The sequence below is a fragment of the Streptomyces sp. NPDC048825 genome, assembly GCF_043198355.1.
Lineage (GTDB): Bacteria > Actinomycetota > Actinomycetes > Streptomycetales > Streptomycetaceae > Streptomyces > Streptomyces xiangluensis.
Genome location: NZ_JBICUR010000030.1, coordinates 1 through 26,019, shown reverse-complemented (window position 1 = coordinate 26,019; position 26,019 = coordinate 1). Strand labels below are relative to the sequence as shown.

Genomic DNA, 26,019 nt, shown 5'->3' with positions numbered 1-26,019 from the left:
GCGGCGCACGGCAACGGCGTCGTCGGAGGAAGGCCGATCAGTGGTGCCGCTCCGGGATCAACCAGTTCCAGGGTTCCCCGAGGGACGGTCGTCGGTGCCGAGGGCAGTAGCGGTTCCCGTTCACCTGTCGGCAAGATCGAGCAGCGAGGAGTCATCGGGGCGCCGCGTTCTGCCCCTGGCGCTCGTCCCGTGCAGCCTGTCCGCCCAGCCGCGGGCAATCCCGACGGGGTTGTCGGTACACCCAAGGGACCGGTTCAGGCAGGGAAGAACGGCGGATCCACCGGAGGCAGTGCGGGAGTGCAACGAGGCCCGAGGGTGAATCGGCGCGATACCAACCGCGAGGACCGCCAGGACCAACGTCAGCCCGAGACCCAGCGACGCGACGCGCCGCCAGCGACTGACTGAACACGAGCGAGGATCAACAGAGGCATGACAGGGACCAGCCCCCGTGGCAGATGTATTGCGCTCTTCGCAGGGCGTGCCGGAAGACGCGCGTCCATCGCGTGCGCTGCACTCGGCGCTTTCGTCATTGCGTCTTCCGGGCTGGCTCCGAGCGCGGTCGCCGCCGATGTCCAATCACAACAGTGGTATTTGGACGCGATGGACGCCGACGGCATGTGGAAGACCAGCACGGGCAAAGGCGTCAAAGTTGCCGTGTTGGACACCGGCGTGAATCCCGACACCTCGTCACTCAAGGGCCAGGTGCTGGGAGGTGAAGTGCCACAGGCGGTCTCGTACAACGCCACCAAGGACTACGACAGCCATGGCACCAGCATGGCGGAGTTGATTGCCGGTACTGGCGCAGGAGGCGGCCTGCAGGGACTGGCACCCGGCGCGAAGATCGTCCCCTACCGGGTGCTGACCAAGGGCGTGAAGAACACCACCGACAGGAAGAAGACCCCTTCAATCGGGGATGCGATCAAGGCGGCCGCTGACAGTGATGCTCAGATCATCAGCATGTCCTTTGGTGGAGACATCCTCGACCCGGACCAGGAAGCGGCCATCAAGTACGCCCAATCCAAGGGCAAGTTGATGATCGCGGGCACAGGCAACGACGCTGAATCCAAGAATTTCATAGGTTATCCAGCCGCCTACCCTTATGTCGTCGGGGTTGCTGCGGCAGACGAGAAGGGAAAGGTCGGACAGTTCTCGGAGCACGGTCACTATGTAGATCTGGCGGCTCCCGGCCTGAATTTGCCCGCGTGGTGCGACGAGACATTCCAATCGTACTGTGTCCAAAAGGGCACAAGTATGGCCACCGCCATCGCCTCGGCCTCCGCCGCCCTCATCTGGTCCGCTCACCCCGACTGGACAGCCAACCAGGTCCTCCGCAGCCTGATCGACACCGCAGGCCGCACCTGGCCTAAGGGTGAGCGGAGCAACTATCTCGGCTATGGCCTGGTCCGTCCCCGCAAGGTGCTGGAAAACAGCAGCATCGATCCGGGCCCGGCCAACAAGGACCCCCTGAGCTTCGAGAACGGAATCGGCGTCGGCGGAGCGTCCTCCTCGCCTTCTCCCTCACCTTCGACGTCGTCCGCGTCAGAAGCACCGAAGAACACTTCAGGCGGCCAGACTTCAACTGCAAGATCAAGCTCGGAGACGTCCGACAGCACCGTGCTGTGGGTAGCCCTTGGAGCCGCCGGGGCTCTGGTGGTCATCGGAGGCGGCGCCTTCGCCGTGATTCGTTCACGGCGCGGCGCATGACGAATCACGCGGGATTGACCCCGTCGTACACAACGGTTCCGGCGCAGGCCAACCACAACTGCGCGGACGTGCGACGACCGGCGCACCACCATTCGGTGACGCGCGCAGAAATGAACCACAGCTCTCAGGAAAGGGAGTGCCTAAATGGCGGACCGCGTTCTTAATGACAGCGACGTACAGAGGCTTCAGACCGAGGTCGTCGATCGATACGACAACATCAGGGCATCCCTCGCGAAGCTGCAGGGCACGATCGACATGATCGAGAAGGCCTGGAGGGGACAGGGCGCCCAGGCATTCAACGTGAAGCAGACGGAAATCAACCAGCACATGGTCGCGATCGGCAAGATGCTCGACGACTTCCTCGAGGGCATCAACCTGAACAAGACCGACAAGCGCAACCTCGAAGCCCAGGTCGAGGCCGACCTCAGGCGGATCTCGGTAGACGATCTCGGTGGAAAGACCTCGGCGCTCAACAGCTACTGAGGAGCCATCGGCGGCATTTAGCCACACCGTTGTCCGGGCTGCGCAGTCCGGCTGAAATCTTCACAGAAGCGAGGGAAACATGTCCGGAGTCCACTACGACGAACTTGCCGTTACGTACGGCACCATGGACGCGCTTGCCACCGAGCTGGGCAACCAGGCCAAGAAGCTCGAGGAGGACCTCGAGGCCCTGAAGCAGGCCGTGCTCAACGTGTCCTCGGGCTGGGGCGGCGAGGCGTACCAGGAGTTCCAGAAGAAATCCAAGGAGTGGGACACGCACGCGCGCGGTATTCACCAGGCCCTGGTCAACATCTCGCAGCGAGTCCAGACGGCTGGCGGCGATTACCGGGGCGGCGACCTGAAGGGCGCGAGCTACTTCCAGTAGCAGCACGCGGTTTGCGGAAACAGGGTGGGCATGCACGGGAGGTGCCCACCCTGTTGGCATCGGTGCTTGATCAGGGAAGCCTCTGTTCGGCTACCGCTTTGGCGAATCGCGACCATGCAGCTCGGCTTACAGAGGCCCAAGGAAGCTCGGGGATATTCGAATCGCGGATGACGATCGAACGTCCATTTTGGGATCCAAGGCTACTTGTTCGACCGCGTCCTCCGATGAGCTTGAGGGCGTTGTGCCGAAGCAGCGGAACGGAATGATCGCCTGCTCCTCCGGATTCGGAGGAGCAGGCGATCGGGGGCAGCCTGACTGCTGAGAGGCAAAGGGCGCGCGCAGTAGAAGGCAGCGCAAGCCTGGTCAGCGGCATTCACCGGAGTCCTCGAGAGCCTTGGTGTAGGCCGTGATCATTCTCTTCTTCGTGCCGGAGTTCGTCCCCCGTGGGGGGACGATGGCTTAACGGATATGGAATCACCTGCTGGTAGAAAGAATCGAGCAGCTCATCGAGTGAAATTCCGCAGAGGTTGCTGAGGGTCGTGTAGTTCTTCCTCCGTGTAAAAGTGGTCAGCCTTAGTGCTCAGCTCGGTAGTCTCAGGTCCGTGCAGCCGTGGCGCTCGGCTGAAGGCTCGGCGAACGCGCGCAGTGTCTTGATCAGGAAGGCCTTCCGTGGATCTGCGTATTCCGTTGCGTAGATACTAAAGATCGCCCGTGCTGAGCCGGGGCAAGCAGCCGTCGCCCATGCCATGTCGATCCCGATGCCTGCATCTGCATTCATTGCTCCCGGCTCATCGGTCGCCGACCGCAATCGCTGGGCGTAGGGGCCGAATGCGGCTTCCAAGTTGTACAGGCGTTCGCAACGTTCCCCGAATTCGCCGAATACGCACATTTCCAGCGGAGTGGTGCTCGACGCCTTGCTCTCCTTGAGCCAGTCGATGTACATGCTCTCGTACCCAGTGATGCGGATGCCCTTGCAGGTACCTGTTGCGGAATACGGGGAATCTTCCACCGCCGGTCCGGATACCGAAGGGATCCGTCCACCGAATTTCGTCTTGCACGACCAGCGGTCGGATGCCTTACGCGCGGTGGCGGCTGCGAGTTCCCCCACTTTGCGGGCCTCACGCGCATTTTCATGCGACTCATCACCGGCGATGGACACGACGACGGAGGCGGTCTTGTTGTTGCAAGGTAGTACGACACCGGTATTGCGCAGGTCCGTATAACCTTGCCAACCGCCCCCGAGGGGCCTGGGAGGGGTATCCGAGGCGCTCGAACGCAAGGCGTCGAGCATCTCAAATCTATCCCATCTGGAATTGATGGCGTCGGCGCCGATCAGACCGATAGTCATCGTCATGTCGGCAACTCGGCAGGAGTTGAAACTGTCGTCGCCGAAACCGCGGTGCGCGTCGTGGGACAGGCCGACCTCTGTGTTGAGGCTGGTGAAGACGGCAGACTCGTCGTAGGGGATCAAGCCGTCGCAGTACGTCGCCAGCTTGTCCTCGTAACGCCAGCCCTTGCCGGTGTCGCTCAGTCTGTACCAGCTGTAGCCCGCGGCAAGGATCAGTGTCAGCGGCAATACCAAATACAGTGCCGCCCGGCGTATCGCCTTCATCTGTCTGCTTTTTCCTTTCTCATGGAAAGCCTGGTCGATTTCCTTCTGAGGGATGCTTGAACTGCCCGTTCAGCACGGAGACTTACCCGATGGCCCGCCTCATGAGCAGGGGGCACGTTCCTCGCCGGGAGTGCGCCCTCGGGGCAAGACCGCGCCTCAACCTTGATCGGCGGCAGCACCAAGCGGGACACCATCTCAGGCCGGTGCTCGAAGGTCATTCCGACGAAGGGCGTGGAGTGACGGAAGGCGGAGGCGGGTAGGGCGGCGGAGGTGGGATCCGGGCCCCGGGCGGGGGCAGGGGTGGAGGCGGCTGGGGTTCCAGCGACGGCCGGGGGCGGGGTTGTGGCTGCCGGGGCGTGAGGGATGGGGCCGGGCGTGGCGGCGGGGGTGGAGGAGGCTCGACAGCTGGCAGCACCGGGCCGCCAATACGCAGGCGTTCGATGGTTTGCTCTGCCCGGCGGCGGGCGTGGGGGGCGTCGTCGCGTTCGAAGCGGAGCCGGACACGCGCGTGGTCGAGGTTCTCGGTGGAGAGCAACCGGTAGCCGAGCTCGTACGTGATCTCCTCGAGCCGGCGATTCCGCGACGCGTTGAGGCGGCCGGTCAGCAGCTCGACACGGCCACGGCCGTCGAAGTGCGCGACTATCTCCTCGTCCTTCACGATGCCCCGCTTACCTCAGTCGTCCTCATGACGCGGCAGTTCCTTCGGAAAGTCGCGGGGGTTCTGGCAATCTGCGACAGGTTGGCATTCCTGGCTGATTCATCTGAACGACGGCTTGGTCGACAACCCCGCCTTGTCCGCGCAGTCGAGTTCCTTGGTGAGCGCGAGAGTGACCGAGTGGAGTACGGTCAGGTTTGCCCGGCGCAGATCCTCAGCATGGCCCTTGGGCGAGTCCCTGTTGAGCAACTCACCCCGCAGCAGGACAGGGCTGTTCTCACTACCCATGAACTTTGAGCTGCGGCACTCGATGTAAAGGACGGCCTTCTGTGGAGAAGCGAGTGCTTCACGTCCGACGGAGTACTCCTTGAAGGACGCGGCGTGTCCGGATTCGCCGAGCGAATCTCCGGTGTCGACCGAGAATCTGATCCGAATCGCGGCGAGATCACCGGAATTGGGCGTGTAGATGGAGCAAACGCTGTGATTCTTCGTCTCTCCCAGGCCCTGGTCGATGGTCAGCTCCTCAGCCGCGTCACCCACCTCGCTGTTGTCGTACGGCACGAACTCCTTGGTCCCGGATGTGTTCTCCACAGCGCGGGCGGCATCCGTCGAGAGATTGCCTTCGCATAGTTCCTCGGCGGCCACGCTCTTCTCGTCGGAGTCCTCGCTCCCACCACCGCACCCGGTCAGCCCAGCCAGGGCGAGCATCGATGCCGCCAGTACCCCGGCAGTCCGCGGTCCGCGAGCCATCGCCGTACTCCTAATCCGCGGTCTGGGGGTACTGACCCTGCTCTGCCGCACGTGACATCCCTTTCTCGTAGCCGCTGTTCCAGGCCTCTTCCAGGTCCTGTCCGAAGTCCTTGTCGCGGACGATGCCGTGCTCCAGCATGAACTGCTTCATCGGTACTTCCGCGTTGAGCTGGCCCGCGTCATAGATGGCCTTCCGCTGGGCGTGGGTGTCCTCCCCGCTGTCCTGCTGCTTGGACTCGGTCCAGTCCCCGATGCTGTTGCCGATCACGTGCTCCAGGGCTGCCGGACCCGCGTCCATGGCCACGGGCACGAGCGTGGCCGCCACACCTACGGCTGCCACGGGCGGCAGGAAGGCGGCGCCGGCGGCCACACCGACCCCGGCACCGAACTCGATCCAGCCAGCTCTCTCATCGAGGGCCTTGTTGTACTCCTCGTCCTTCTTGAGGTTTTCCGCGGTGACCTGGTCGGCTCGGGACTGGTCGAGCATCCCCTGCACCTCGGACCCGGTGCGAACGGCCTCGCGCGCTGCGGCCTGATTGATGGTGCCGTCATCGCCGGCCTGAGCCGCAAGCATGCTCGTCGTGTAGACTTTCTCCGCTGTGGAGACCTCGGCGTAGGCGTCCGGATGCTGGCCGAGGGCGGACAGGAACTGGCGCGCGCCGTCTCGCCCGAACTCCGCGTGACCGTTGTAGTTCTCGGTAGGTGCGAAGATGCTGTCCGAGGCATTCTCGTTCAACGCCCAATTGATGTCGTCGACATAACCGGCACCCATCCGCCCCAGACTGTCGGAGAGCACCTCCTGCTTCTTGAGCAGTTCGGCGTCGCCGCCGTACGTCTCGACGACCTGCTCCATGATCTGGGCGCTCTTCTCGTCGCGTACGAGCTGAGGCGTTGGGTCGTCGTACGCGTGCCCGAGCGTCGCCGCCTCCAGGGCGTGCCCGAACGAGTCGTTGACGTAGGTGAAGGCCTTCTCCGCGTCGTCCGGGGCGTGGCCGACGATGTCCGGGAACATCTCGTATTTGTCGTTGGCGAAGTAGTCGAGGTAGTTCGTGATCGGCTGGCCGTCCTGGTCCTTGCCCAGGTCAGGGGCGCCGCTCTTGAGCGCCCCGTCCTCGGTGTAGGACTTCGGGTCGGCGGTGAAGAACTCCTTGGCGGCCTCCGGGCTGTGCCCGAGCGCTTCGAGCATGCCGGTGACCGGGTCGAATCCGGCGCCGTTCTTGCCGGACGGGTTGAACGGGTGCTGATCCCCCGTCCCCATCGCGAACTTCGAGTCGGCGAACATCATGGGGTCCTTCTGGTGCAGCTGGACCACATGCTCCGCTATCGGGTTCAGGAACCTCGCGTCGTACTCGCCGTACCGCATGATCCCGCCGAGCAGCTGATAACCGTACGGGGGATTCTGGTCGTACTTCATCATGGGAATGCGTTCCGTGCCGAGCTTGCGGAACTCCTTCGTCCAACTCGCCTGAAGGTGGGTCTTGTTGTCAGGATCCGTGGCTGACGCGAGCGCCGTGCCCAGATTCCGCTGCAGCTCCTGAGTCATGGCCTGGCGGCCCTTTTCATCTACGTACACACTGTCGATCGACATCTGGCCGAAGAACTCGAGTGCCTGCTTCGGGCCGCCGAGGCCCTGGTAGAAGGCCGTGGAGAAGTCCGAGTCCTTCGCGTTGTACTTCATGAGCTGGTTGAGCTCGGCGAACTCCTTGCCCGTCATCTCCGGTCCGCGCTTGGCGAGTTCGACCGCTCGCTCGGACTGGGCGTCGTCAAGGGAGTCGTAGTTCTTGTGGCCGAAGTTGGCCGGGTCCTTGCCGTGGGCCTTCGACAGGGCGCTGGTGACCGAGGCGTCGATCTCCATGGCGTTGCCCGTGAGCCGGGCGACGCGGTCGGCTATCGACTGGGCGGACGTGAGCTGTTCCTGCGTGCGTTCGTCGCTATCGCCGCGGACGTGTGGGAAGAACCAGCGGACCTGGCCGTCGCCGATGTCCTCGATCCGTACACCGAGGGCGTCGGCCTCCTGGAGCGTGGTCTTCATCTTCTTCTGGACCTCGACGAGGTCCGTGTGCGCGTCGCTGATGAGACGAAAGATGGTCTGAGCCTGGGCGTGAGCGTCGGTGAACTCCTTGCTCACCTTCTTCACGAAGTCCCGGGTCACTGTCGCGTTGACCCCAGCCCACCGTGCCGCCTCCGACTTGGCCAGCATGCCCTTCTCGGCGCTCGAAGCCAGTGTCTTGAGGTCGTTGACCGCCTTCTTCCAGTCGGCCACGGCCGTGCCAAGCTTGCCGAGGTCGACCTCGGCGACGTCCTTGTAGGTGAGGGTGCCCACAGCTCTGGTCCCCCTACTTGAAGTACTTGGCGAGCTTGGACACGGGCAAGGCCTCACCGTTGCGGCCGCGCACCGACGCAGCGATCTCCGCGTCGTCGTTGGCGTGAAGCGCCTTCGAGTAGTTCAGGTGGTTGGAGATGTGGGCGCAGGATTGCAGCAGGTGCTTGAGCTGGTTGTCCCACATCGAGACGGTGGTCACGAGCTCGGAACCGAGGGCGAAGTTGTGGCTCTTGAGGGCCGCGCCAGCTTGCATCGTGGGCCCGGAACCGTCCTTGTCCGTCCCCATGTCTGCCTGCGTTCTGAGCTGGTCGTGCAGAATGAAGGCCTCGTGGCCGACCGCGCCCAGGTCATCCTGGTTCACCCTTAACCCACTCTGGTCACCGTTGCCTCCGGGTTCCGCCGGTAGCTGATTGAGACGCATGCCGGTGGACTGTCTCGCGGCGGCCTCGGATTTGAGCTGTTCCCACTCGTCCCACGCCATGTGCACATTCCTCCCCCGTTGAGTCACATCCGTACTACCGGACGTGTGGATTCCGGAATCGTAGTCAGTTTCGCCTCTTACTCAGCGGCTGACTGTCATTCATTCACAAGGTGGCAGCCTGATCTTCAGATGCAGCTGGCAGTACGTCTTCGGCTGCGAGGCCGCGCCGAGGGCCCCTCCTGCCATGAGCGTGACCCTCCGCCTATGACTGTGACCGGCCCTGCGTTGTCAGTCCTCAAGCCCACCAGACTCGATGTAGTCAATGCCGGTGAACCACCACACAGCCATCGCGACCATCGCCACCGCACACGAGAGCAACAGAATTCGCCGGCCCCGATACCCCGCTTCCGACGGCTCGTTCGCCTCCGGGTCGCTGAAGCGGCGGGCCTGGAAGCGCCACCAGAGCGCCTTCTGGTCGGCCAGTCCCATCCCACCCAGCCAGAGGGCGAGCAGAAGCAAGAAGATTCCTACCCCGACCATCAGAACGTTCCTCCCGACGCAAGCACTGCAAGTACGGCAAGTACGCCACGTACGACGACTCAACTCGCCCTCGACGCACCTCAGTACACCCGCTCCGGCACCAACCCCACCTGCACCAACGGCTTCCCCCGCCGCCGAGACACAAAGACCCCCCGCCCCGCAGGCATAGGCCGCGGCCGAACCCCACCCAGCAGGTCACCCTCACCCGGATCACCCGCCAGAACGACCCCCTGCGCCCCCAGCTCCTTGACGCGCTGCATGAACGCCTCATACGACGCGCGCCCTGCGCCTGCCGTGGATCGCGCGATGATGAAGCGGACGCCCACGTCCCGGGCGAACGGCAACAGTTCCGTCAATCCCGCCAGCGGATTCCCACTCGACGTGGCCACAAGGTCGTAGTCGTCGATGACGACGTACACCGTGGGGCCGCGCCACCAACTCCGGTCCCGTAGCTGCTGTGCCGTCACGTCGGCCGTCGGTGTGCGGCGCTTCATCAGGTCGGCCAGGGCAGCCACGTGGTGGTCCATGGCGTTGGACATGGGGATGTACTCGGCGAGGTGGGACGACGGCGTCACGTCCAGCAGCGAGCGGCGGTTGTCGATGACGAACAGCTTGGCCTCGTCGCCCGAGTACCGTTCCGTCACCTGCTTGATCAGCAGGCGCAGCAGGTTCGACTTGCCCGACTCGCTCTCGCCGAAGACGAGGAAGAACGGGTCCTGTTCGAAGTCGACGAAGACCGGTTCGAGGTTGTCCTCGTCGAGGGCGAAGGCGACGCCGCGGCGCGGGAAGCGGTCGCCCGGAGGCAGTTGCTCGGCAGGGAACTCGCGGGGCAGCAACCGGACTTCGGGGGCGCCTGGCGCCTGCCAGTGCCGCGAGACCTCGGTCGCCAGTGCCGCCGTGGCGTCCGCCAGATCCGTGTCGGACGTCAGACCGTCGATGCGCGGCACCGCTGCCATGAAGTGCAGCTTCTGCGGGGCCTGTCCGCGGCCGGGTACGCCCGCCGGCACATTCGCGGCCACCTTGCGGTCCAGCTCGGAGTCCATCGTGTCGCCGAGCCGCAGCTCCAGGCGGTTCATCAGGTGGTCCTTGAGGTTGGCCCTGACCTCCATCGAGCGTGAGGCGGTCAAAATCAAGTGGACTCCGTAACCGAGACCACGCGACGCGATGTCGAGGATCACCTGGTCCATCGCCTCGTAGTCCGCACGGAAGTTGCCCCAGCCGTCGATGACCAGGAAGACGTCGCCCCACGGCTGATCCGTGACCGAGATGTCGCCTCGGGCCCGCCGCGCGCGGAACTCCGCGATCGACGAGATGCCCGACGAACGGAAGTACTCTTCGCGGCGGGTCAGCACGCCGTACACCTCGGCCACCGTCCGCCGTACCCGCTCCGGATCCAGGCGCGAGGCGACTCCGCCCACATGCGGGAGTCCGGCCACCGCCGCCATGCCGCCACCGCCGAAGTCGAGGCCGTAGAACTGGACTTCGTGCGGCGTGTGCGTGAGCGCGAACGCCGAGATCAGGGTGCGCAGCAGCGTCGACTTGCCGGATTGCGGGCCGCCGAGGATCTGCATGTGGCCGGCCGCGCCGGAGAAGTCGACCCAGAGCGGGTCGCGGCGCTGCTCGTACGGCTTGTCCACCAGGCCCGCCGGTACGACCAGGCGGCCGGCGCCCTCGTATCCCGGCTGTGTGAGCCCGCGGTCCTGCACCGCAGTGAGGCCGGGCAGGAGCCCGTCCAGCGACGGCGGGCTGTCCAGCGGCGGCAGCCACACCTGGTGGGCCGCCGGGCCCTGCGCCTCCAGCCGTCGCACGATCACGTCCAGCACGGTGTCGGCGAGAGCGTCGTCGACCTCCGGACCGTCCGCAGCCGAAGGGCGCTGCTGCGGTACCGGCACGTACTGCACCGGCACCTCGGCCGCCGTGAACAGCACCGGCCGCCGGTCCACCGGCAGCGGGCCGCCGTCCAGCGACGCCCGCTGCGTGCCCGAGCGGTACACGCCCGAGACGTACGCCGCTTTGAAGCGCACCATCTCGCCTGTGCCGAACTTCAGGAGACCTGAGCCCGGGACGTTCGGCAGCTCATAGGCGTCCGGTACGCCGATCGCCGCCCGGGACTCCGCGGCGGAGAAGGTCCGCAGACCGACCCGGTACGACAGGTAGGTCTCCAGGCCGCGCAGGCGGCCCTCTTCCAGCCGCTGCGATGCCAGCAGCAGGTGCACGCCGAGCGACCGGCCGATGCGGCCGATCTGAACGAACATCTCGATGAAGTCCGGCTTCGCCGTCAACAGCTCACTGAACTCGTCGATCACCAGCACCAAAGAAGGAATGGGCTGCAGCGCCGCACCCGCCGCGCGCGCCTTCTCGTAGTCGTGGATGTTGGCGTAGTTGCCCGCGTCGCGCAGCATCTCCTGGCGGCGGTTGAGTTCGCCGCGGATGGAGTCGCCCATGCGGTCGACCAGGGTGAGGTCATCCGCGAGGTTGGTGATGACGGCCGCCACGTGCGGCATCTGCGCCATACCCGCGAAGGTCGCGCCGCCCTTGAAGTCGGCGAGCACGAAGTTCAGCGTCTCCGAGGAGTGCGTCACCGCCAGGCCCAGCACCAGCGTGCGCAGCAGCTCCGACTTGCCGGAACCGGTGGCGCCCACGCACAGGCCGTGCGGGCCCATGCCCTCCTGCGCGGCCTCCTTGAGGTCCAGCATCACGGGGCGTCCGTCCTCGCCGACACCGATCGGCACCCGCAGCCGCTCGGCCAGCGAACGCGGCCGCCAGGTGCGCTGGGTGTCGACGGACGCCGCGTCGCCGAGGTTCAGCAGGTCGGTGAACTCCAGGTTGGCGAGCAGCGGTTCGTCGTCGTCCCCGCCGGAGGCCATCCGCAGCGGGGCCATTTGCCGGGCGAGGGCCTCGGCGGATTCGTACGAGAGGGCGTCGGGAGTCCCTTCGTAGGCGACACCGTGCACCGACTCCAGGTGCAGTGCCTCGGGCCGTACGACGATGGAGAGTTCGCCGCCGCCCGTGGTCAGTTCGCCGGGAACGACCTCGAGGACGGTGACGCCCTGCAGCCCTTCGGGGTTGGCCAGGACCGAGTCGGGGGGCAGGGATCGACCGTCGAGTACGACGACGATGTGGGGCTCCTCCGGCAGAGGTGCCGCGTTCGGGTGGAAGCGCGGACGGCCGGTCAGCCGGGTGGCGAGCAGGTTCTCCAGCTCGCGGGTGTCGCTGTCGATCATCCTGCGGCTGCCCGCGCCGTCCACGGCACCGGGGGCCTGGACGTGCGGCAGCCACTTGGCCCACTCCCAGTGGGGCAGGTCCTCGCGGCCCGCCGCGACCACGATGAGCAGGTCCTCGGGGGAGTGCAGCGCGGCCAGCGAACCGACCATCGCCCGTGCGGAGGACCGTACGGACTGCGGTTCGCCGCTGATCGTCACGTGGTAGAACGCGCGCAGCGAGACCGCCATCGGCAGGTCGTCCAGGGTGCTGTGCACGGCGAGGAAGCGTTGCATCGCGCCCGCGGTCAGCGGCTCCAGCTGCTCGACGGGGGCGGTCTCGGGGGCGACCAGGGTGCTGGCGAGGGACTGCGAGCCGAGGCCGATGCGGACCTGGGCGAAGTCCTCGTCGCCGGGTCGGCGTTCCCAGACGCGGCTGCCCTCGGCGACCAGGGCCCACAACTGCTCGGGGGAGGGGTGGAGGAAGTACTGCGCGTCGCGCTGTGCCTTCGCCGTGTCGACAGCCGCGCGCCGGGTCTGCGCCAGGTAGCTCAGGTAGTCGCGGCGCATGTCCGCCAACTGCCCCTGGTTGCCGCGGCGGAAGCGGATCGCCATCGCGACGCCCATGGCGATCGTCGAAGCGATCATGATCATGCCCATGATCCTCATGAAGGGATGTGCGTTGGGCATGAAGAAGAACACCACGGAGCCGCCCATGCCCAGCATCGGCAGCAGTTGCATCAGCACGCCTTCCTGCTGCCCCCGCGGCAGTTCGGGCGGAGGCTGCAGGACGATCTCCCGCGTGGACACTTCGGACGGCAGCGCCCGAGGCGGGCGCTTCACGACGATGTGGCTCACTGTCACCCATTCTCTTGTCGGCCGGGAGTCCGTCCACCGCCCCGTGTCCGGCGGACGCAGGCCGCCGCGCGATCCTACTGACTTCAGTGGAGACCAAGGGACGGTAGGGTGCCGCATGTTCGCGTCAGCACACGGGAGTTGAGCTGGAACAGTTGGGGCATTCACGTGCGATCTGGGGAGATGCCCAAGCCCAGTGACGGCACGACAGCACCGCTCTCGCCGCCCTGCCGCATCGTCGGTCACAAAGGTGTCGGGAAAACCGCCCAGAACTTCCAGACCGCAGATACAGAACCATCACTGAGGGGGAGCAGCAGGTGAGCATGACGGCCTCCGCGGCAGCCACCGGAGGAGGACCCGGTACGGGAACTCCTGCCGGGGCGGGCACGGGTCTCGGCTTCTGCCGGGTCACCATCGTCGCGCCCGACAGCCGGATCGACGTGGCGCTGCCCGACGACATCCCGGTCGCCGACATCTATCCGGAGATCCTCAGGCTCTCCCAGCAGAGCCCGGCCCAGAGCGCACCCGTCGGCTACCACCTGGTCCGCCGGGACGGCACCGTCCTCGACAGCGCCCGTTCCTTCGCCGCCCAGCGCATCCTCGACGGCGAACTCCTCACGCTGCGCCCCTTCTCCGAGTCGCTGCCCCCCGCCGTCTTCGACGATGTCTCCGAAGCGGTCGCCTCCGCCGTGACCAGCGAACGCACCTTGTGGAGCGGCGACTTGACGCGTGCCGCGGGCCTCGTCGGAGGAGGCGTACTCGCGGTCCTGCTCGCCTTCGTGGCCTGGATGGGCGACCCGCTCCACGACATGCACAGCCTGCCCGGCATCCTCGCCGGGGTCGCCGGTGTCCTCCTGGTCGTCCTCGCGTGCGTACGCGCACGGGTCTACGACGACCGGGCCTCGGCCATCGCCCTGGGACTCGGCGCCCTTCCCAACGTCGGCGTGGGCGGCTCGGGTCTCCTGCCGCTCGCCGACGGACAGGGCATCGGCAAGCTCCAGTTCCTCCTCGCCTGCGCGGCGGTGCTGCTGGCTTCGGTCCTGCTCACCCTGTGCTCGCCGAGTGGGGACGGCCCGTTCGTCGCCTTCGTCTTCGCTTCCGCCGTCGGCCTGCTCGCCATGTTCGCGGCGACCCTCGCAGACTGGACGCCCTCCGAGATCGGCGCCCTGTGCGCCCCGGTCGCCGTCGGAGGCCTGGCTTTCCTGCCCGGCCTGTCGATGCGCTTCGCCCGGCTCCCGATCGGCTTCGACACCCCGGACACCGCCCCGCGCAGCGCGTACGACGCCGACCCCACCCCCCGCGAGCCGGTCGACGCCGAGCGGGTGGCCGCCCAGGCGCGCCGCGGACACGAACTCCTGGTCGGCCTGGTGGGCGGCTGCGCACTGATCGCCGTCGGTTCCTCGGCCGTCCTCGGCTTCTCCTCGAACGTGTGGGCCCAGCTCCTCGCCCTCGCCACCGGCGTGGCCCTGCTGATGCGCGCCCACCTCTTCCGCTACTCCGCCCAGGTCGCTCCCGTCCTGGTCGGCGGCCTCGCCTCGCTCATGCTGCTCGGCCTGGGCCTGGCGCTCAACCCGCCCCACGCGGTGATCCGCGAGGCCCTCACCGGTGACCGTGCCGACCTCGACATCCGGACGATCTGGCTCGTCGCGGCGATCGCGGCGGTGGCCGCGCTCGTCACGGCGATCGGCCTGATCGTCTCGCGCGGCGGCCTCACCCCGTTCTGGGGGCGCTTCCTGGAGATCGCCGAGGGCTTCGTGCTGCTGACCCTGGTGCCGCTGGCACTGGCCGTCTTCGACGTGTACACGACGGCTCGGTCGATGACGAGCTGACCTGGCCGTGAGCTACCCGCACGCGGGGCCGACAAGACGTGAGTCCCGTCGGCCCCGAGCGGCCACGGGGGCCGCGAGCTCTCGTCGTGTCCCGAGCGTTACTCCGCCGGGAGCCCTCCATTGTGCGGAGCCGGCTCCAGGTCGAACTCCCCGTCCCGTGCGCCCAGTACGAAGGCCTGCCATTCCGCCTCCGTGTAACGCAGAACTGTGTCCGGGTCGAGAGACGACCTCATGGCCACCGCGCCGTTGGGAAGATAGGCGATCTCGACCCGCTCCTCGTGCGCCTCCGTACCCGGTGCGCTGTGCCATTCGACCCCGGAGATGTCGAGGGCGTAGAGCTCGTTCTTCTCCCGCTCCTTGCGCGCCTTGACGTCCTTGTCCTCTGCCTCGGCCATGGCGAAGCGACCCCTTCCCGACCTACGAATTCCCGGCTTACGAGCGACCTGTCGCGTCACCTTACTGGGACGGGCCCCGGCCGCTCAGGACTCTCGGAACCCCGGTCAGGAGGCCTGCAACCTCCTGGTACCCTGTGTAACGGCCGTATGTGTACGCACCCCCGGACCGCCCCCTCAGGGCCCTGGAGGACGCGCCCAGCGGATCCCCGCCTCCCGAGTAACGGAAGCTCCCCTGAGAAGTGGACCAGGGGCACTCGGTGGCTATCCAAGAAGACTACGAGGAGTACGCGTGTCGCTCGACGCCGCTACGAAGAAGCAGATCATGTCCGAGTTCGGTACCAAGGAGGGCGACACCGGCTCCCCCGAGGTCCAGGTGGCCATGCTCTCGCGCCGGATCTCGGACCTGACCGAGCACCTCAAGACCCACAAGCACGACCACCACTCCCGTCGTGGTCTGCTGATCCTGGTCGGTCAGCGCCGCCGGCTGCTGCAGTACCTGGCCAAGAAGGACATCCAGCGCTTCCGTACGCTGGTCGACCGCCTCGGCATCCGCCGTGGTGCGGCGGGCGCCCGGTAAGACGCCGTGAAGGGAGCGGTTCCCACACTGAGGGGGCCGCTCCCTTTGCTGTACGTGCGGAGTGTCACTGCCCCTTTGTAGTGTGGGTAGCACAACGCAAGACGTACGACGCGACGTGGTCCCGCGACAGCGCTCAGCGACGGCGCGGACACCACAACTGAACGAGGAGAAGCGCACCTCGCCGCCGCCGGTCCTCGGTAGTGGCCCCCGGGGGAATGCGAGCCCCGGGTGCTTCGATCGAAGACCGGCCCGCACCAGACGGAGCGCTTCTCCGACGTCCACCCGCCACACGGGCGGGACGGGACGAAAGACGAAAAGTATCGGAGAAATCGCTAGTGGAGAACGAGACCCACTACGCCGAAGCCGTGATCGACAACGGTTCTTTCGGCACCCGCACCATTCGTTTCGAGACGGGCCGTCTGGCCCGCCAGGCCGCCGGCTCCGCCGTGGCCTATCTCGATGACGACACCATGGTTCTGTCGGCCACCACGGCCTCCAAGAACCCCAAGGACCAGCTCGACTTCTTCCCCCTGACGGTGGACGTCGAGGAGCGGATGTACGCCGCCGGCAAGATCCCCGGCAGCTTCTTCCGTCGTGAGGGCCGCCCCTCCGAGGACGCGATCCTCACCTGCCGTCTCATCGACCGCCCGCTGCGCCCGTCCTTCAAGAAGGGCCTGCGCAACGAGATCCAGGTCGTCGCCACGATCATGGCGCTCAACCCCGACCACCTGTACGACGTCGTGGCGATCAACGCCGCGTCCGCGTCCACGCAGCTGGCCGGTCTGCCCTTCTCCGGCCCGATCGGCGGCGTCCGCGTCGCGCTGATCCGCGGTCAGTGGGTGGCCTTCCCGACGCACACCGAGCTCGAGGACGCCGTCTTCGACATGGTCGTCGCGGGCCGCACCCTGGAGGACGGCGACGTCGCGATCATGATGGTCGAGGCCGAGGCCACCGAGAAGACCATCCAGCTCGTCAAGGGCGGTGCCGAGGCGCCGACCGAGGAGATCGTCGCCGCCGGTCTGGACGCCGCGAAGCCCTTCATCAAGGTGCTCTGCAAGGCCCAGGCCGACCTCGCCGCGAAGGCCGCCAAGCCGACCGGCGAGTTCCCGATCTTCCTCGACTACCAGGACGACGTCCTGGAGGCGCTCACCGCCGCCGTCAAGGACGAGCTCTCGCAGGCCCTCACCATCGGGGGCAAGCAGGAGCGCGAGACCGAGCTGGACCGCGTGAAGGCGCTCGCCGCCGAGAAGCTGCTTCCGCAGTTCGAGGGCCGCGAGAAGGAGATCTCCGCCGCGTACCGCTCGCTGACCAAGTCCCTGGTCCGTGAGCGCGTCATCAAGGAGAAGAAGCGCATCGACGGCCGCGGTGTCACCGACATCCGCACGCTCGCCGCCGAGGTCGAGGCGATCCCGCGGGTGCACGGTTCCGCGCTGTTCGAGCGTGGCGAGACCCAGATCCTGGGCGTCACCACCCTCAACATGCTCCGTATGGAGCAGCAGCTGGACACCCTCTCCCCGGTGACCCGCAAGCGCTACATGCACAACTACAACTTCCCGCCGTACTCCACCGGTGAGACCGGCCGCGTCGGCTCCCCGAAGCGCCGCGAGATCGGCCACGGCGCCCTCGCCGAGCGCGCGCTCACGCCGGTGCTGCCGACGCGCGAGGAGTTCCCGTACGCGATCCGTCAGGTGTCCGAGGCCCTCAGCTCCAACGGCTCGACGTCCATGGGCTCGGTCTGCGCCTCCACCATGTCGCTGCTGAACGCCGGTGTGCCGCTGAAGGCCCCCGTCGCCGGTATCGCCATGGGCCTCATCTCCCAGGAGATCGAGGGCGAGACGCACTACGTGACGCTGACGGACATCCTCGGTGCCGAGGACGCCTTCGGTGACATGGACTTCAAGGTCGCCGGTACGAAGGAGTTCGTGACCGCGCTCCAGCTCGACACCAAGCTGGACGGCATCCCGGCCTCCGTCCTGGCCGCGGCCCTGAAGCAGGCCCGTGACGCCCGCCTCCACATCCTCGACGTGATGATGGAAGCGATCGACACCCCGGACGAGATGTCCCCGAACGCCCCGCGGATCATCACCGTGAAGATCCCCGTGGACAAGATCGGCGAGGTCATCGGCCCCAAGGGCAAGATGATCAACCAGATCCAGGAGGACACCGGCGCCGACATCACGATCGAGGACGACGGCACGATCTACATCGGCGCGGTCGACGGACCCTCCGCCGAGGCCGCCCGCACCACGATCAACGGCATCGCCAACCCGACCATGCCGGAGGTCGGCGAGCGCTACCTGGGCACGGTCGTCAAGACGACCACCTTCGGCGCGTTCGTCTCGCTGCTCCCGGGCAAGGACGGTCTGCTGCACATCTCGCAGATCCGCAAGCTCGCCGGCGGCAAGCGCGTGGAGAACGTCGAGGACGTGCTCGGTGTGGGCGCCAAGGTCCAGGTCGAGATCGCCGAGATCGACTCCCGCGGCAAGCTCTCCCTGATCCCGGTCATCGAGGGTGAAGAGACCGACGAAAAGAAGGACGACACCGACAAGTGACGTCGAGTAGCTCCACGGCGACGGCCCGCTCCTCCTCCGAGGCGCGGGCCGTCGCCCGTACCCAAACCCTGATCAAGGGCCAGAGCGGCATCGGCACGGTACGCAAGACGACCCTCCCCGGAGGCCTGCGCGTCGTCACCGAAACGCTGCCCTCAGTGCGCTCCGCCACCTTCGGCATCTGGGCGCACGTGGGCTCCCGCGACGAGACGCCGGCTCTGAACGGCGCCACGCACTACCTGGAGCACCTGCTCTTCAAGGGCACCTCCCGCCGTAGCGCGATGGACATCTCCTCCGCCATCGACGCGGTCGGCGGCGAGATGAACGCCTTCACGGCGAAGGAGTACACGTGCTACTACGCGCGCGTGCTCGACGCCGACCTCCCTCTCGCCATCGACGTCGTGTGCGACATGCTCACCGGCTCGCTGATCCTCGAAGAGGACGTGAACGTCGAGCGGGGCGCGATCCTCGAGGAGATCGCGATGACCGAGGACGACCCGGGCGACTGCGTGCATGACCTGTTCGCGTCCACCATGCTCGGCGACACCCCCCTCGGCCGCCCCGTCCTCGGCACGGTCGACACGGTCAACGCCCTCACCGCGGACCGCATCCGTCGCTTCTACAAGAAGCACTACGACCCGACGCATCTCATCGTCGCCTGCGCGGGCAACGTCGACCACAACAAGGTCGTACGCCAGGTCCGTGCCGCCTTCGAGAAGGCCGGCGCTCTGACGCAGTCGACCGCCACGCCCATGGCCCCGCGTGACGGCTCGCGCGCCATCCGGACCGCGGGCCGCGTCGAACTGCTCGCCCGCAAGACGGAGCAGGCCCATGTCGTCCTCGGCATGCCCGGTCTGCCCCGTACCGACGAGCGCCGCTGGGCCATGGGGGTCCTGAACACCGCGCTCGGCGGCGGCATGTCCTCCCGCCTCTTCCAGGAGGTCCGCGAGAAGCGCGGGCTGGCCTACAGCGTGTACTCGTACACCTCGGGCTTCGCCGACTGCGGACTCTTCGGCGTGTACGCGGGCTGCCGGCCGAGCCAGGTCCATGACGTGCTGAAGATCTGCCGCGACGAGCTCGACCAGGTCGCCGAGCACGGTCTGTCGGACGACGAGATCGGCCGCGCCATCGGCCAGCTGAGGGGCTCCACCGTCCTCGGCCTGGAGGACACGGGTGCGCTCATGAACCGCATCGGCAAGAGTGAGCTGTGCTGGGGCGAGCAGATGTCGGTCGACGACATGCTGGCCCGGATAGCCGCGGTCACCCCCGACGACGTACGGGCTGTGGCCCGCGACATTCTGGGCCGGCGGCCCTCGCTGTCGGTCATCGGCCCGCTCAAGGACAAGCAGGCATCCCGGCTGGACGAAGCGGTCGCATAAATCCTCGACCGCCGCGTAAGTCCGCGTAAGTCCTCGACTAAGGAATCAAGAACATGAGCAAGCTGCGCGTGGCGGTCCTCGGCGCCAAGGGCCGTATCGGATCCGAGGCGGTACGAGCCGTCGAGGCCGCCGAGGACATGGAGCTGGTGGCCGCCCTCGGCAGCGGCGACAAACTGGAGACGCTGGTGGAGACCGGCGCCCAGGTCGCCGTCGAACTGACCACGCCCGCCTCGGTCATGGGCAACCTCGACTTCTGCGTACGCCACGGCATCCACGCCGTGGTCGGTACGACGGGCTGGACCGACGAGCGCATCGCGCAGCTGAACACCTCGCTGGCCGCCTCCCCGGAGACGGGCGTGCTGATCGCGCCGAACTTCTCCATCGGCGCCGTGCTGACCATGAAGTTCGCGGAGGTCGCCGCGCCGTACTTCGAGTCCGTCGAGGTCGTCGAGCTGCACCATCCGAACAAGGTGGACGCCCCGAGCGGCACCGCCACGCGCACCGCCCAGCTCATCGCCGCGGCCCGGGAGCGCGCGGGCAGTGCCCCGCAGCCCGACGCCACGGTGACGGCACTGGACGGTGCCCGCGGGGCGGACGTCGGCGGCGTGCCCGTACACGCGGTGCGGATGCGCGGACTGCTCGCGCACCAGGAGGTGCTCCTCGGCGGCGAGGGCGAGACCCTCACCATCCGCCATGACTCGCTGCACCACAGCAGCTTCATGCCGGGCATCCTGCTCGGCGTACGCCGCGTCGTGGACGCCCCCGGCCTCACTTTCGGCCTGGAACACTTCCTGGACTTGAACTGACCGCCATGCGCGCAAAGATCACGTATGCCGTCACGGCCGCCGTCCTCCTCGTCTACTTCGTCCTGGTCGGCAGCCGTGGGGTCATGCTCATCGGGACCGGCACGGCTCTGACGGTCACCTTCGGGGTGTCGGTCCTCATCCTGCCGGTGATCGGCCTGTGGTTCCTGTGGAAGAACACGCAGTTCGTCCGGAAGGCCAACCAGCTCGCCGCCGAACTCGACGCCGAAGGCGGGCTGCCTGTGGACGAGCTGAAGCGCACCCCGGCCGGCCGCATCGACCGCGACTCGGCCGACGAGGTCTTCGCCCGCCGCAAGGCCGAGACGGAGGACGCCCCGGACGACTGGCGCAGCTGGTTCCGCCTCGCGATCGCCTATCGCGACGCCCGCGACACCGCGCGCGCCCGCAAGGCGATGCAGCGCGCCATCGCCTTGCACGAGGGCAGGCCTGTGCAGGCCTGAGCTCGAGAGATACGACGAAGGGGCCGGCCCGTACGCGGACCGGCCCCTTCGCGCTGCCGATCAGGCGTGGCGGTACTCGTCCGCCCACACCTCGATGCCGTCCGCCGCCCGGTCGAAGGCCGCGGGGCGCCCCAGGAAATCCGCGCTGTGCGTGGTCAGCATCGGCGTGGGCTCATCGCCCGGCCGGTCCCGGCGGACGAGGACGAGCGCCTGCCCCTGCACCGTGCGCGGCAGACCGAGCCAGCGCACCGGCTGCTGCACCGTGCGCGTCTCCACGACCTGCACCCAAGGCGCCGTCCGCGTTCTGAAGAAGCGCACCTGACGCAGCCCGTACGTACTCACCCATGCGCCCACCCGCAACAGCCGCAGCGCACAGCCGATGACCAACAGCGCTACGCCGAAGCAGATCGCGCCCGCGCCCAGCGTTCCGGCCACCGCGATGATGACTGCGGCGAACAGCACATACGAGGCGAGCAGCAGCAGGAGCGCCGCCATGGCGACCCGCCACGGGCCGGGCCGGTAGGGGCGTCGCCAGCGGTCGCGGTCGTCGAACGGCAGCGGGAGATCGTCCGTCACCTCGTCGAACGCGCGGTCGGCCGTAAGGAAGGGCAGGGGCACGACAGATCCTCACTCAATCCACGCACGGTCTGTGCCTGGTGAGGCTACCTAGCCATGTCCCTGCTCACCACCCTCGGGGGCCCGTATGAGCCTCCGGCTGCAGGCGGCTGTCAGCGGCTGTTCGAGGCCTCGGACTGTTGTGTCTGAGAAGGTGACTGGTCCTGCGACAGGGCGGGCATCCCGAAGAGCAGGGAGCCCGCGAGCCCGGCGACGATGGTGAGGCCGATGAGCCAGCGCCCGGCTATCTCGCCGACGGAGACACGCTCGCGGGGCGGGGGAGTGACATTGCTGCGGTACTTGTCGGCTTCGGCGATGAAGGCGAACGGAACAGGCTCGCGCCGACGGAACATGGAAACTGCTTCTCCTCAAGGGATTCGAACGGATCGTACTCACCAAGACAGACGAACGAACGTCCCAAGAGGTGCCACGTTTCACCGAATTCGCAGAAGTTCGGCGAAGAATGTCGCAGCCCGCCATCGAACGCCCGTTGTCAGAGCCGGGCCGTAGAGTGGGCGCCGCCCGAGCCAGCGATGGGAAGGACCCCGCAAGCCGTGACCGACAGCCCCGCCGACGACCTCAAACCCGGCTTCCGCAGCGATGTGACCGTCGAGTTGGTCAAGCACAGCGCGGCCGACTCCGACGTGCTGTTCGCCGCCCGTGTCTCGACCCTCGGAGAGCAGTCCCTGGACGAGCTCAAGAAGGACCCCGAGCGCTCCAAGGGCCTGATCAACTTTCTGATGCGGGACCGGCACGGCAGCCCCTTCGAGCACAACTCGATGACGTTCTTCATCAGCGCACCGATCTTCGTCTTCCGCGAGTTCATGCGCCACCGAGTGGGCTGGTCGTACAACGAGGAATCGGGTCGGTACCGGGAGCTTCAGCCGGTCTTCTACGTTCCCGACGAGTCCCGCAAGCTCGTCCAGGAGGGCCGCCCCGGGAAGTACGTCTTCGTGGAGGGCACCCAGGCCCAGCAAGAGCTCGTCGGTCGCGTCATGCAGGACTCGTACGTGCACGCGTACGAGGCGTACCAGGAGATGCTGGCCGCCGGCGTCGCCCGCGAGGTCGCCCGCTCGGTCCTCCCCGTCGGCCTGTACTCATCGATGTACGCGACGTGTAACGCCCGCTCCCTGATGCACTTCCTCGGCCTGCGCACGCAGCACGAGCTGGCCAAGGTGCCGTCCTTCCCCCAGCGGGAGATCGAGATGGTCGGCGAGAAGATGGAGGCGGAATGGGCAAAGCTCATGCCCCTCACGTACGCCGCGTTCAACGGCAACGGCCGGGTGGCGCCGTAGCGCACTCCATCCCAGCATCCGGCACAGATGTACGGGTAAACCGAGCGAAGTGTCCGTATTGCGGCATTTCGAGTAGTTCATCTAGCCTGATCAAACGGACCCGGCACTGCTTGAACCCCCGAGCAGGCAGTGCCGGGTTCCACCTTTGTCGCGACTTGTCGCCCGACCCGAGGGCAGACCGCGCGCTGAGCAGCGAGTAGCGTGTCACCCATGGCTCCGACCTCCACTCCGCAGACCCCCTACGGGCGGGTCCTCACCGCAATGGTCACGCCGTTCACGGCGGACGGAACTCTCGACCTGGACGGCGCGCAGCGGCTCGCCACCCACCTGGTGGACGCAGGCAACGACGGCCTGATCATCAACGGCACCACCGGCGAGTCCCCGACCACCAGCGACGCGGAGAAAGCGGACCTCGTAAGGGCGGTACTGGAAGCGGTCGGCGACCGGGCCCACGTCGTAGCCGGAGTCGGTACGAACCACACCCACCACAGCATCGAGCTGGCCCGCACTGCCGAGCAGGTGGGCGCGCACGGCCTCCTCGCGGTCACGCCGTACTACAACAAGCCCCCGCAGGAGGGTTTGTACCGGCACTTCACTGCGATCGCCGACGCGACCGAACTCCCGGTCATGCTCTACGACATCCCCGGCCGCAGCGGCGTACCGATCAACTCGGAAACGATCGTGCGCCTGGCCGAGCACCCGCGTATCGTCGCGAACAAGGACGCCAAGGGCGACCTCGGCCGCGCCAGCTGGGCCATCGCCCGGTCCGACCTCGCCTGGTACTCCGGCGACGACATGCTGAACCTGCCGCTCCTCTCCGTGGGCGCTGTCGGCTTCGTCTCCGTCGTCGGTCACGTCGTCACCCCCGACCTGCGGGCCATGATCGACGCCTACATCAGCGGCGACGTCCAGAAGGCCACCGAGATCCACCAGAAGCTGCTGCCCGTCTTCACCGGCATGTTCCGCACCCAGGGCGTCATGACCACCAAGGCCGCGCTCACCCTCCAGGGCCTGCCCGCCGGACCCCTGCGCCTGCCCATGGTCGGACTCACACCCGAGGAGACCGCCCAGCTCAAGATCGATCTTGCCGCCGGCGGGGTACAGCTCTGATCACAGACTTCACAACTGAATACGTACGACCAGCAGGCCAAGGGCCTGCACCACCAAGACAACTGCTACTGCACGAACGTCATGCGCGCCACGTGCCCTGCCAGGTACGTGGCGCGCGTGGTGAGGAGAGAGTCTTTTGAGTCATCCGCATCCTGAACTAAGCCCCCCGTCGAAGCTCACCGAGGGCGGCCTCCGGGTCACCCCACTCGGTGGGCTCGGCGAAATCGGCCGGAACATGACGGTCTTCGAGTACGGCGGCCGACTGCTGATCGTCGACTGCGGAGTGCTCTTCCCCGAGGAGGAGCAGCCCGGAATCGACCTGATCCTGCCGGACTTCACGTCCATCAGAGATCGCCTCGACGACATCGAGGGCATCGTCCTCACACACGGCCACGAGGACCACATCGGCGGTGTCCCCTATCTCCTGCGCGAGAAGCCGGACATCCCACTGATCGGCTCCAAGCTGACCCTCGCCCTCATCGAGGCGAAGCTCCAGGAGCACCGCATCCGCCCCTACACGCTTGAAGTCGCGGAGGGCCACCGCGAACGCATCGGCCCCTTCGACTGCGAGTTCGTGGCGGTCAACCACTCCATCCCGGATGCCCTCGCGGTCGCCATCCGCACACCCGCGGGCATGGTGGTGCACACCGGCGACTTCAAGATGGACCAACTCCCGCTGGACGGCCGCCTCACAGATCTACACGCGTTCGCGCGGTTGAGCGAGGAAGGCATTGACCTACTTCTCTCGGATTCGACGAACGCCGAGGTTCCGGGGTTCGTCCCGCCCGAGCGCGACATCTCGAATGTGCTGCGGCAGGTCTTCGCGAACGCCCGCAAGCGGATCATCGTGGCCAGTTTCGCCAGCCACATCCACCGCATCCAGCAGATCCTCGACGCCGCCCACGAATACGGCCGCCGGGTCGCCTTCGTCGGCCGCTCGATGGTCCGCAATATGGGCATCGCCCGTGACCTGGGCTACCTGAAGGTCCCGCCGGGCCTGGTCGTCGACGTCAAGACACTCGATGACCTGCCGGACGGCGAGGTCGTGCTGGTCTGCACGGGTTCGCAGGGCGAGCCCATGGCCGCCCTGTCGAGGATGGCCAACCGAGACCACCAGATCCGCATCGTCCAGGGCGACACGGTGATCCTGGCCTCGTCACTCATCCCCGGCAACGAGAACGCGGTCTACCGCGTCATCAACGGCCTGACCCGCTGGGGCGCCAACGTCGTCCACAAGGGCAACGCGAAGGTGCATGTCTCCGGCCACGCCTCGGCCGGCGAGCTCCTGTACTTCTACAACATCTGCAGGCCCAAGAACCTGATGCCGGTCCACGGCGAATGGCGCCACCTACGCGCCAACGCCGAGCTGGGCGCCCTCACCGGAGTCCCGCACGACCGCATCGTCATCGCCGAGGACGGCGTCGCCGTCGACCTCATCGAGGGCAAGGCCAAGATCTCGGGCAAGGTCCAGGCCGGGTACGTGTACGTCGACGGCCTCTCCGTCGGCGATGTCGGCGAGCCTGCGCTCAAGGACCGCAAGATCCTCGGCGACGAGGGCATCATCTCGGTCTTCGTGGTGATGGACTCCAGCACCGGCAAGATCACCGGCGGTCCGCACATCCAGGCCCGCGGCTCGGGTATCGACGACTCCGCCTTCAGCGACGTCCTCCCGAGGATCACCGAGGTCCTGGAGAGGTCGGCCCAGGACGGCGTCGTCGAACCCCACCAGATGCAGCAGCTCATCCGCCGCACGCTGGGCAAATGGGTCTCGGACACTTACCGCCGCCGGCCGATGATCCTGCCTGTCGTGGTCGAGGTCTGACACCTCGCACGCGTACAACTGGGAGCGGGGCGCCTCGATTTGCATCGAGGCGCCCCGCTCCAGTACGTTTACGGCTCCGCCTGAACGGGAACCCGGCGCAACTGTGCATGGGGAACCAGCCCGAGCGGGACGGGAATTCCGACTCAGAATCTTCTGATAAAGTCGGAAACACCGAAGGGAAGCCCGGAGGAAAGCCTGCGAGGGTGAGTACAAAGGAAGCGTCCGTTCCTTGAGAACTCAACAGCGTGCCAAAAATCAA

The 26,019-nt window shown here is 66.9% G+C and carries 21 protein-coding genes; 12 read left to right on the top strand and 9 right to left on the bottom strand.

Annotated elements, in window-relative coordinates:
- Positions 1-600 precede the first annotated feature (600 nt).
- From ACGFNK_RS43375 to ACGFNK_RS43365, 3 genes are all read left to right on the top strand, one after another.
- Positions 601-1,704, top strand: coding sequence for a S8 family serine peptidase (locus tag ACGFNK_RS43375; RefSeq protein WP_393426173.1), 1,104 nt, complete (start codon positions 601-603; stop codon positions 1,702-1,704).
- A 144-nt stretch (positions 1,705-1,848) separates the two neighbouring features.
- Positions 1,849-2,187, top strand: a complete 339-nt coding sequence (locus ACGFNK_RS43370; protein WP_386350031.1) for a WXG100 family type VII secretion target — start codon at positions 1,849-1,851, stop codon at positions 2,185-2,187.
- A 79-nt stretch (positions 2,188-2,266) separates the two neighbouring features.
- The gene (locus tag ACGFNK_RS43365; RefSeq protein WP_386350033.1) at positions 2,267-2,569 is read left to right on the top strand and encodes a WXG100 family type VII secretion target; all 303 of its coding nucleotides are present in this window, start codon (positions 2,267-2,269) and stop codon (positions 2,567-2,569) included.
- 580 nt (positions 2,570-3,149) lie between these two features.
- Here ACGFNK_RS43365 and ACGFNK_RS43360 read toward each other — a convergent pair.
- The 6 genes from ACGFNK_RS43360 to eccCa all read right to left on the bottom strand — a co-directional run bounded on the left by ACGFNK_RS43360 (position 3,150) and on the right by eccCa (position 12,928).
- The gene (locus tag ACGFNK_RS43360) at positions 3,150-4,181 is read right to left on the bottom strand and encodes a hypothetical protein (protein WP_393426169.1); all 1,032 of its coding nucleotides are present in this window, start codon (positions 4,179-4,181) and stop codon (positions 3,150-3,152) included.
- A 757-nt stretch (positions 4,182-4,938) separates the two neighbouring features.
- Positions 4,939-5,586, bottom strand: a complete 648-nt coding sequence (locus ACGFNK_RS43355; protein ID WP_393426166.1) for a hypothetical protein — start codon at positions 5,584-5,586, stop codon at positions 4,939-4,941.
- A 10-nt stretch (positions 5,587-5,596) separates the two neighbouring features.
- Complete coding sequence (locus ACGFNK_RS43350; RefSeq protein ID WP_393426163.1) at positions 5,597-7,909, bottom strand: hypothetical protein; 2,313 nt, start codon at positions 7,907-7,909, stop codon at positions 5,597-5,599.
- Between the two features lie 13 nt (positions 7,910-7,922).
- Positions 7,923-8,390, bottom strand: coding sequence for a hypothetical protein (locus ACGFNK_RS43345; RefSeq protein WP_393426160.1), 468 nt, complete (start codon positions 8,388-8,390; stop codon positions 7,923-7,925).
- 228 nt (positions 8,391-8,618) lie between these two features.
- Positions 8,619-8,870, bottom strand: coding sequence for a hypothetical protein (locus tag ACGFNK_RS43340; protein WP_393426157.1), 252 nt, complete (start codon positions 8,868-8,870; stop codon positions 8,619-8,621).
- Between the two features lie 80 nt (positions 8,871-8,950).
- Entirely contained in the window at positions 8,951-12,928 is a 3,978-nt protein-coding gene (gene eccCa / locus ACGFNK_RS43335) for a type VII secretion protein EccCa (protein WP_393426255.1), read from the bottom strand.
- Between the two features lie 314 nt (positions 12,929-13,242).
- Here eccCa and eccD point away from each other — a divergent pair, with 314 nt between their 5' ends.
- Positions 13,243-14,754, top strand: a complete 1,512-nt coding sequence (eccD, locus tag ACGFNK_RS43330; protein ID WP_393426154.1) for a type VII secretion integral membrane protein EccD — start codon at positions 13,243-13,245, stop codon at positions 14,752-14,754.
- Positions 14,755-14,852: 98 nt separating this feature from the next.
- Here the strand turns inward: eccD and ACGFNK_RS43325 are convergent, their stop codons facing one another.
- Positions 14,853-15,149, bottom strand: coding sequence for a DUF397 domain-containing protein (locus tag ACGFNK_RS43325; RefSeq protein ID WP_386350057.1), 297 nt, complete (start codon positions 15,147-15,149; stop codon positions 14,853-14,855).
- A 289-nt stretch (positions 15,150-15,438) separates the two neighbouring features.
- Between ACGFNK_RS43325 and rpsO the strand changes: the two genes are divergently transcribed.
- The 5 genes from rpsO to ACGFNK_RS43300 all read left to right on the top strand — a co-directional run bounded on the left by rpsO (position 15,439) and on the right by ACGFNK_RS43300 (position 20,918).
- Positions 15,439-15,726 carry a 30S ribosomal protein S15 gene (rpsO, locus tag ACGFNK_RS43320; protein WP_386350059.1) on the top strand — a complete coding sequence of 96 codons (288 nt, stop codon included), beginning with the start codon at positions 15,439-15,441 and terminating at the stop codon, positions 15,724-15,726.
- 335 nt (positions 15,727-16,061) lie between these two features.
- On the top strand, positions 16,062-18,278 hold the full coding sequence (locus ACGFNK_RS43315) for a polyribonucleotide nucleotidyltransferase (RefSeq protein WP_393426149.1): 2,217 nt from the start codon (positions 16,062-16,064) through the stop codon (positions 18,276-18,278).
- Positions 18,275-19,654: a M16 family metallopeptidase gene (locus ACGFNK_RS43310; protein WP_393426146.1), complete on the top strand. Its 1,380-nt coding sequence runs from the start codon at positions 18,275-18,277 to the stop codon at positions 19,652-19,654. The genes ACGFNK_RS43315 and ACGFNK_RS43310 overlap by 4 nt, the downstream gene beginning before the upstream one ends.
- Positions 19,655-19,707: 53 nt before the next feature.
- Positions 19,708-20,460 carry a 4-hydroxy-tetrahydrodipicolinate reductase gene (gene dapB, locus ACGFNK_RS43305; RefSeq protein WP_393426143.1) on the top strand — a complete coding sequence of 251 codons (753 nt, stop codon included), beginning with the start codon at positions 19,708-19,710 and terminating at the stop codon, positions 20,458-20,460.
- Between the two features lie 5 nt (positions 20,461-20,465).
- Complete coding sequence (locus tag ACGFNK_RS43300) at positions 20,466-20,918, top strand: hypothetical protein (protein ID WP_386350070.1); 453 nt, start codon at positions 20,466-20,468, stop codon at positions 20,916-20,918.
- 60 nt (positions 20,919-20,978) lie between these two features.
- On the opposite strand, the gene ACGFNK_RS43295 is transcribed toward ACGFNK_RS43300, so the two are convergent.
- Together ACGFNK_RS43295 and ACGFNK_RS43290 are read right to left on the bottom strand one after the other, a co-directional pair.
- Positions 20,979-21,536: a hypothetical protein gene (locus ACGFNK_RS43295; RefSeq protein ID WP_393426140.1), complete on the bottom strand. Its 558-nt coding sequence runs from the start codon at positions 21,534-21,536 to the stop codon at positions 20,979-20,981.
- 110 nt (positions 21,537-21,646) lie between these two features.
- Positions 21,647-21,886, bottom strand: coding sequence for a hypothetical protein (locus tag ACGFNK_RS43290; protein WP_386350076.1), 240 nt, complete (start codon positions 21,884-21,886; stop codon positions 21,647-21,649).
- Between the two features lie 201 nt (positions 21,887-22,087).
- Here ACGFNK_RS43290 and thyX point away from each other — a divergent pair, with 201 nt between their 5' ends.
- The 3 genes from thyX to ACGFNK_RS43275 all read left to right on the top strand — a co-directional run bounded on the left by thyX (position 22,088) and on the right by ACGFNK_RS43275 (position 25,760).
- Positions 22,088-22,828, top strand: a complete 741-nt coding sequence (gene thyX, locus ACGFNK_RS43285) for an FAD-dependent thymidylate synthase (protein WP_393426136.1) — start codon at positions 22,088-22,090, stop codon at positions 22,826-22,828.
- Positions 22,829-23,038: 210 nt separating this feature from the next.
- Positions 23,039-23,938, top strand: coding sequence for a 4-hydroxy-tetrahydrodipicolinate synthase (gene dapA / locus ACGFNK_RS43280; RefSeq protein WP_393426133.1), 900 nt, complete (start codon positions 23,039-23,041; stop codon positions 23,936-23,938).
- A 136-nt stretch (positions 23,939-24,074) separates the two neighbouring features.
- On the top strand, positions 24,075-25,760 hold the full coding sequence (locus ACGFNK_RS43275) for a ribonuclease J (protein WP_393426130.1): 1,686 nt from the start codon (positions 24,075-24,077) through the stop codon (positions 25,758-25,760).
- Positions 25,761-26,019 lie beyond the last annotated feature (259 nt).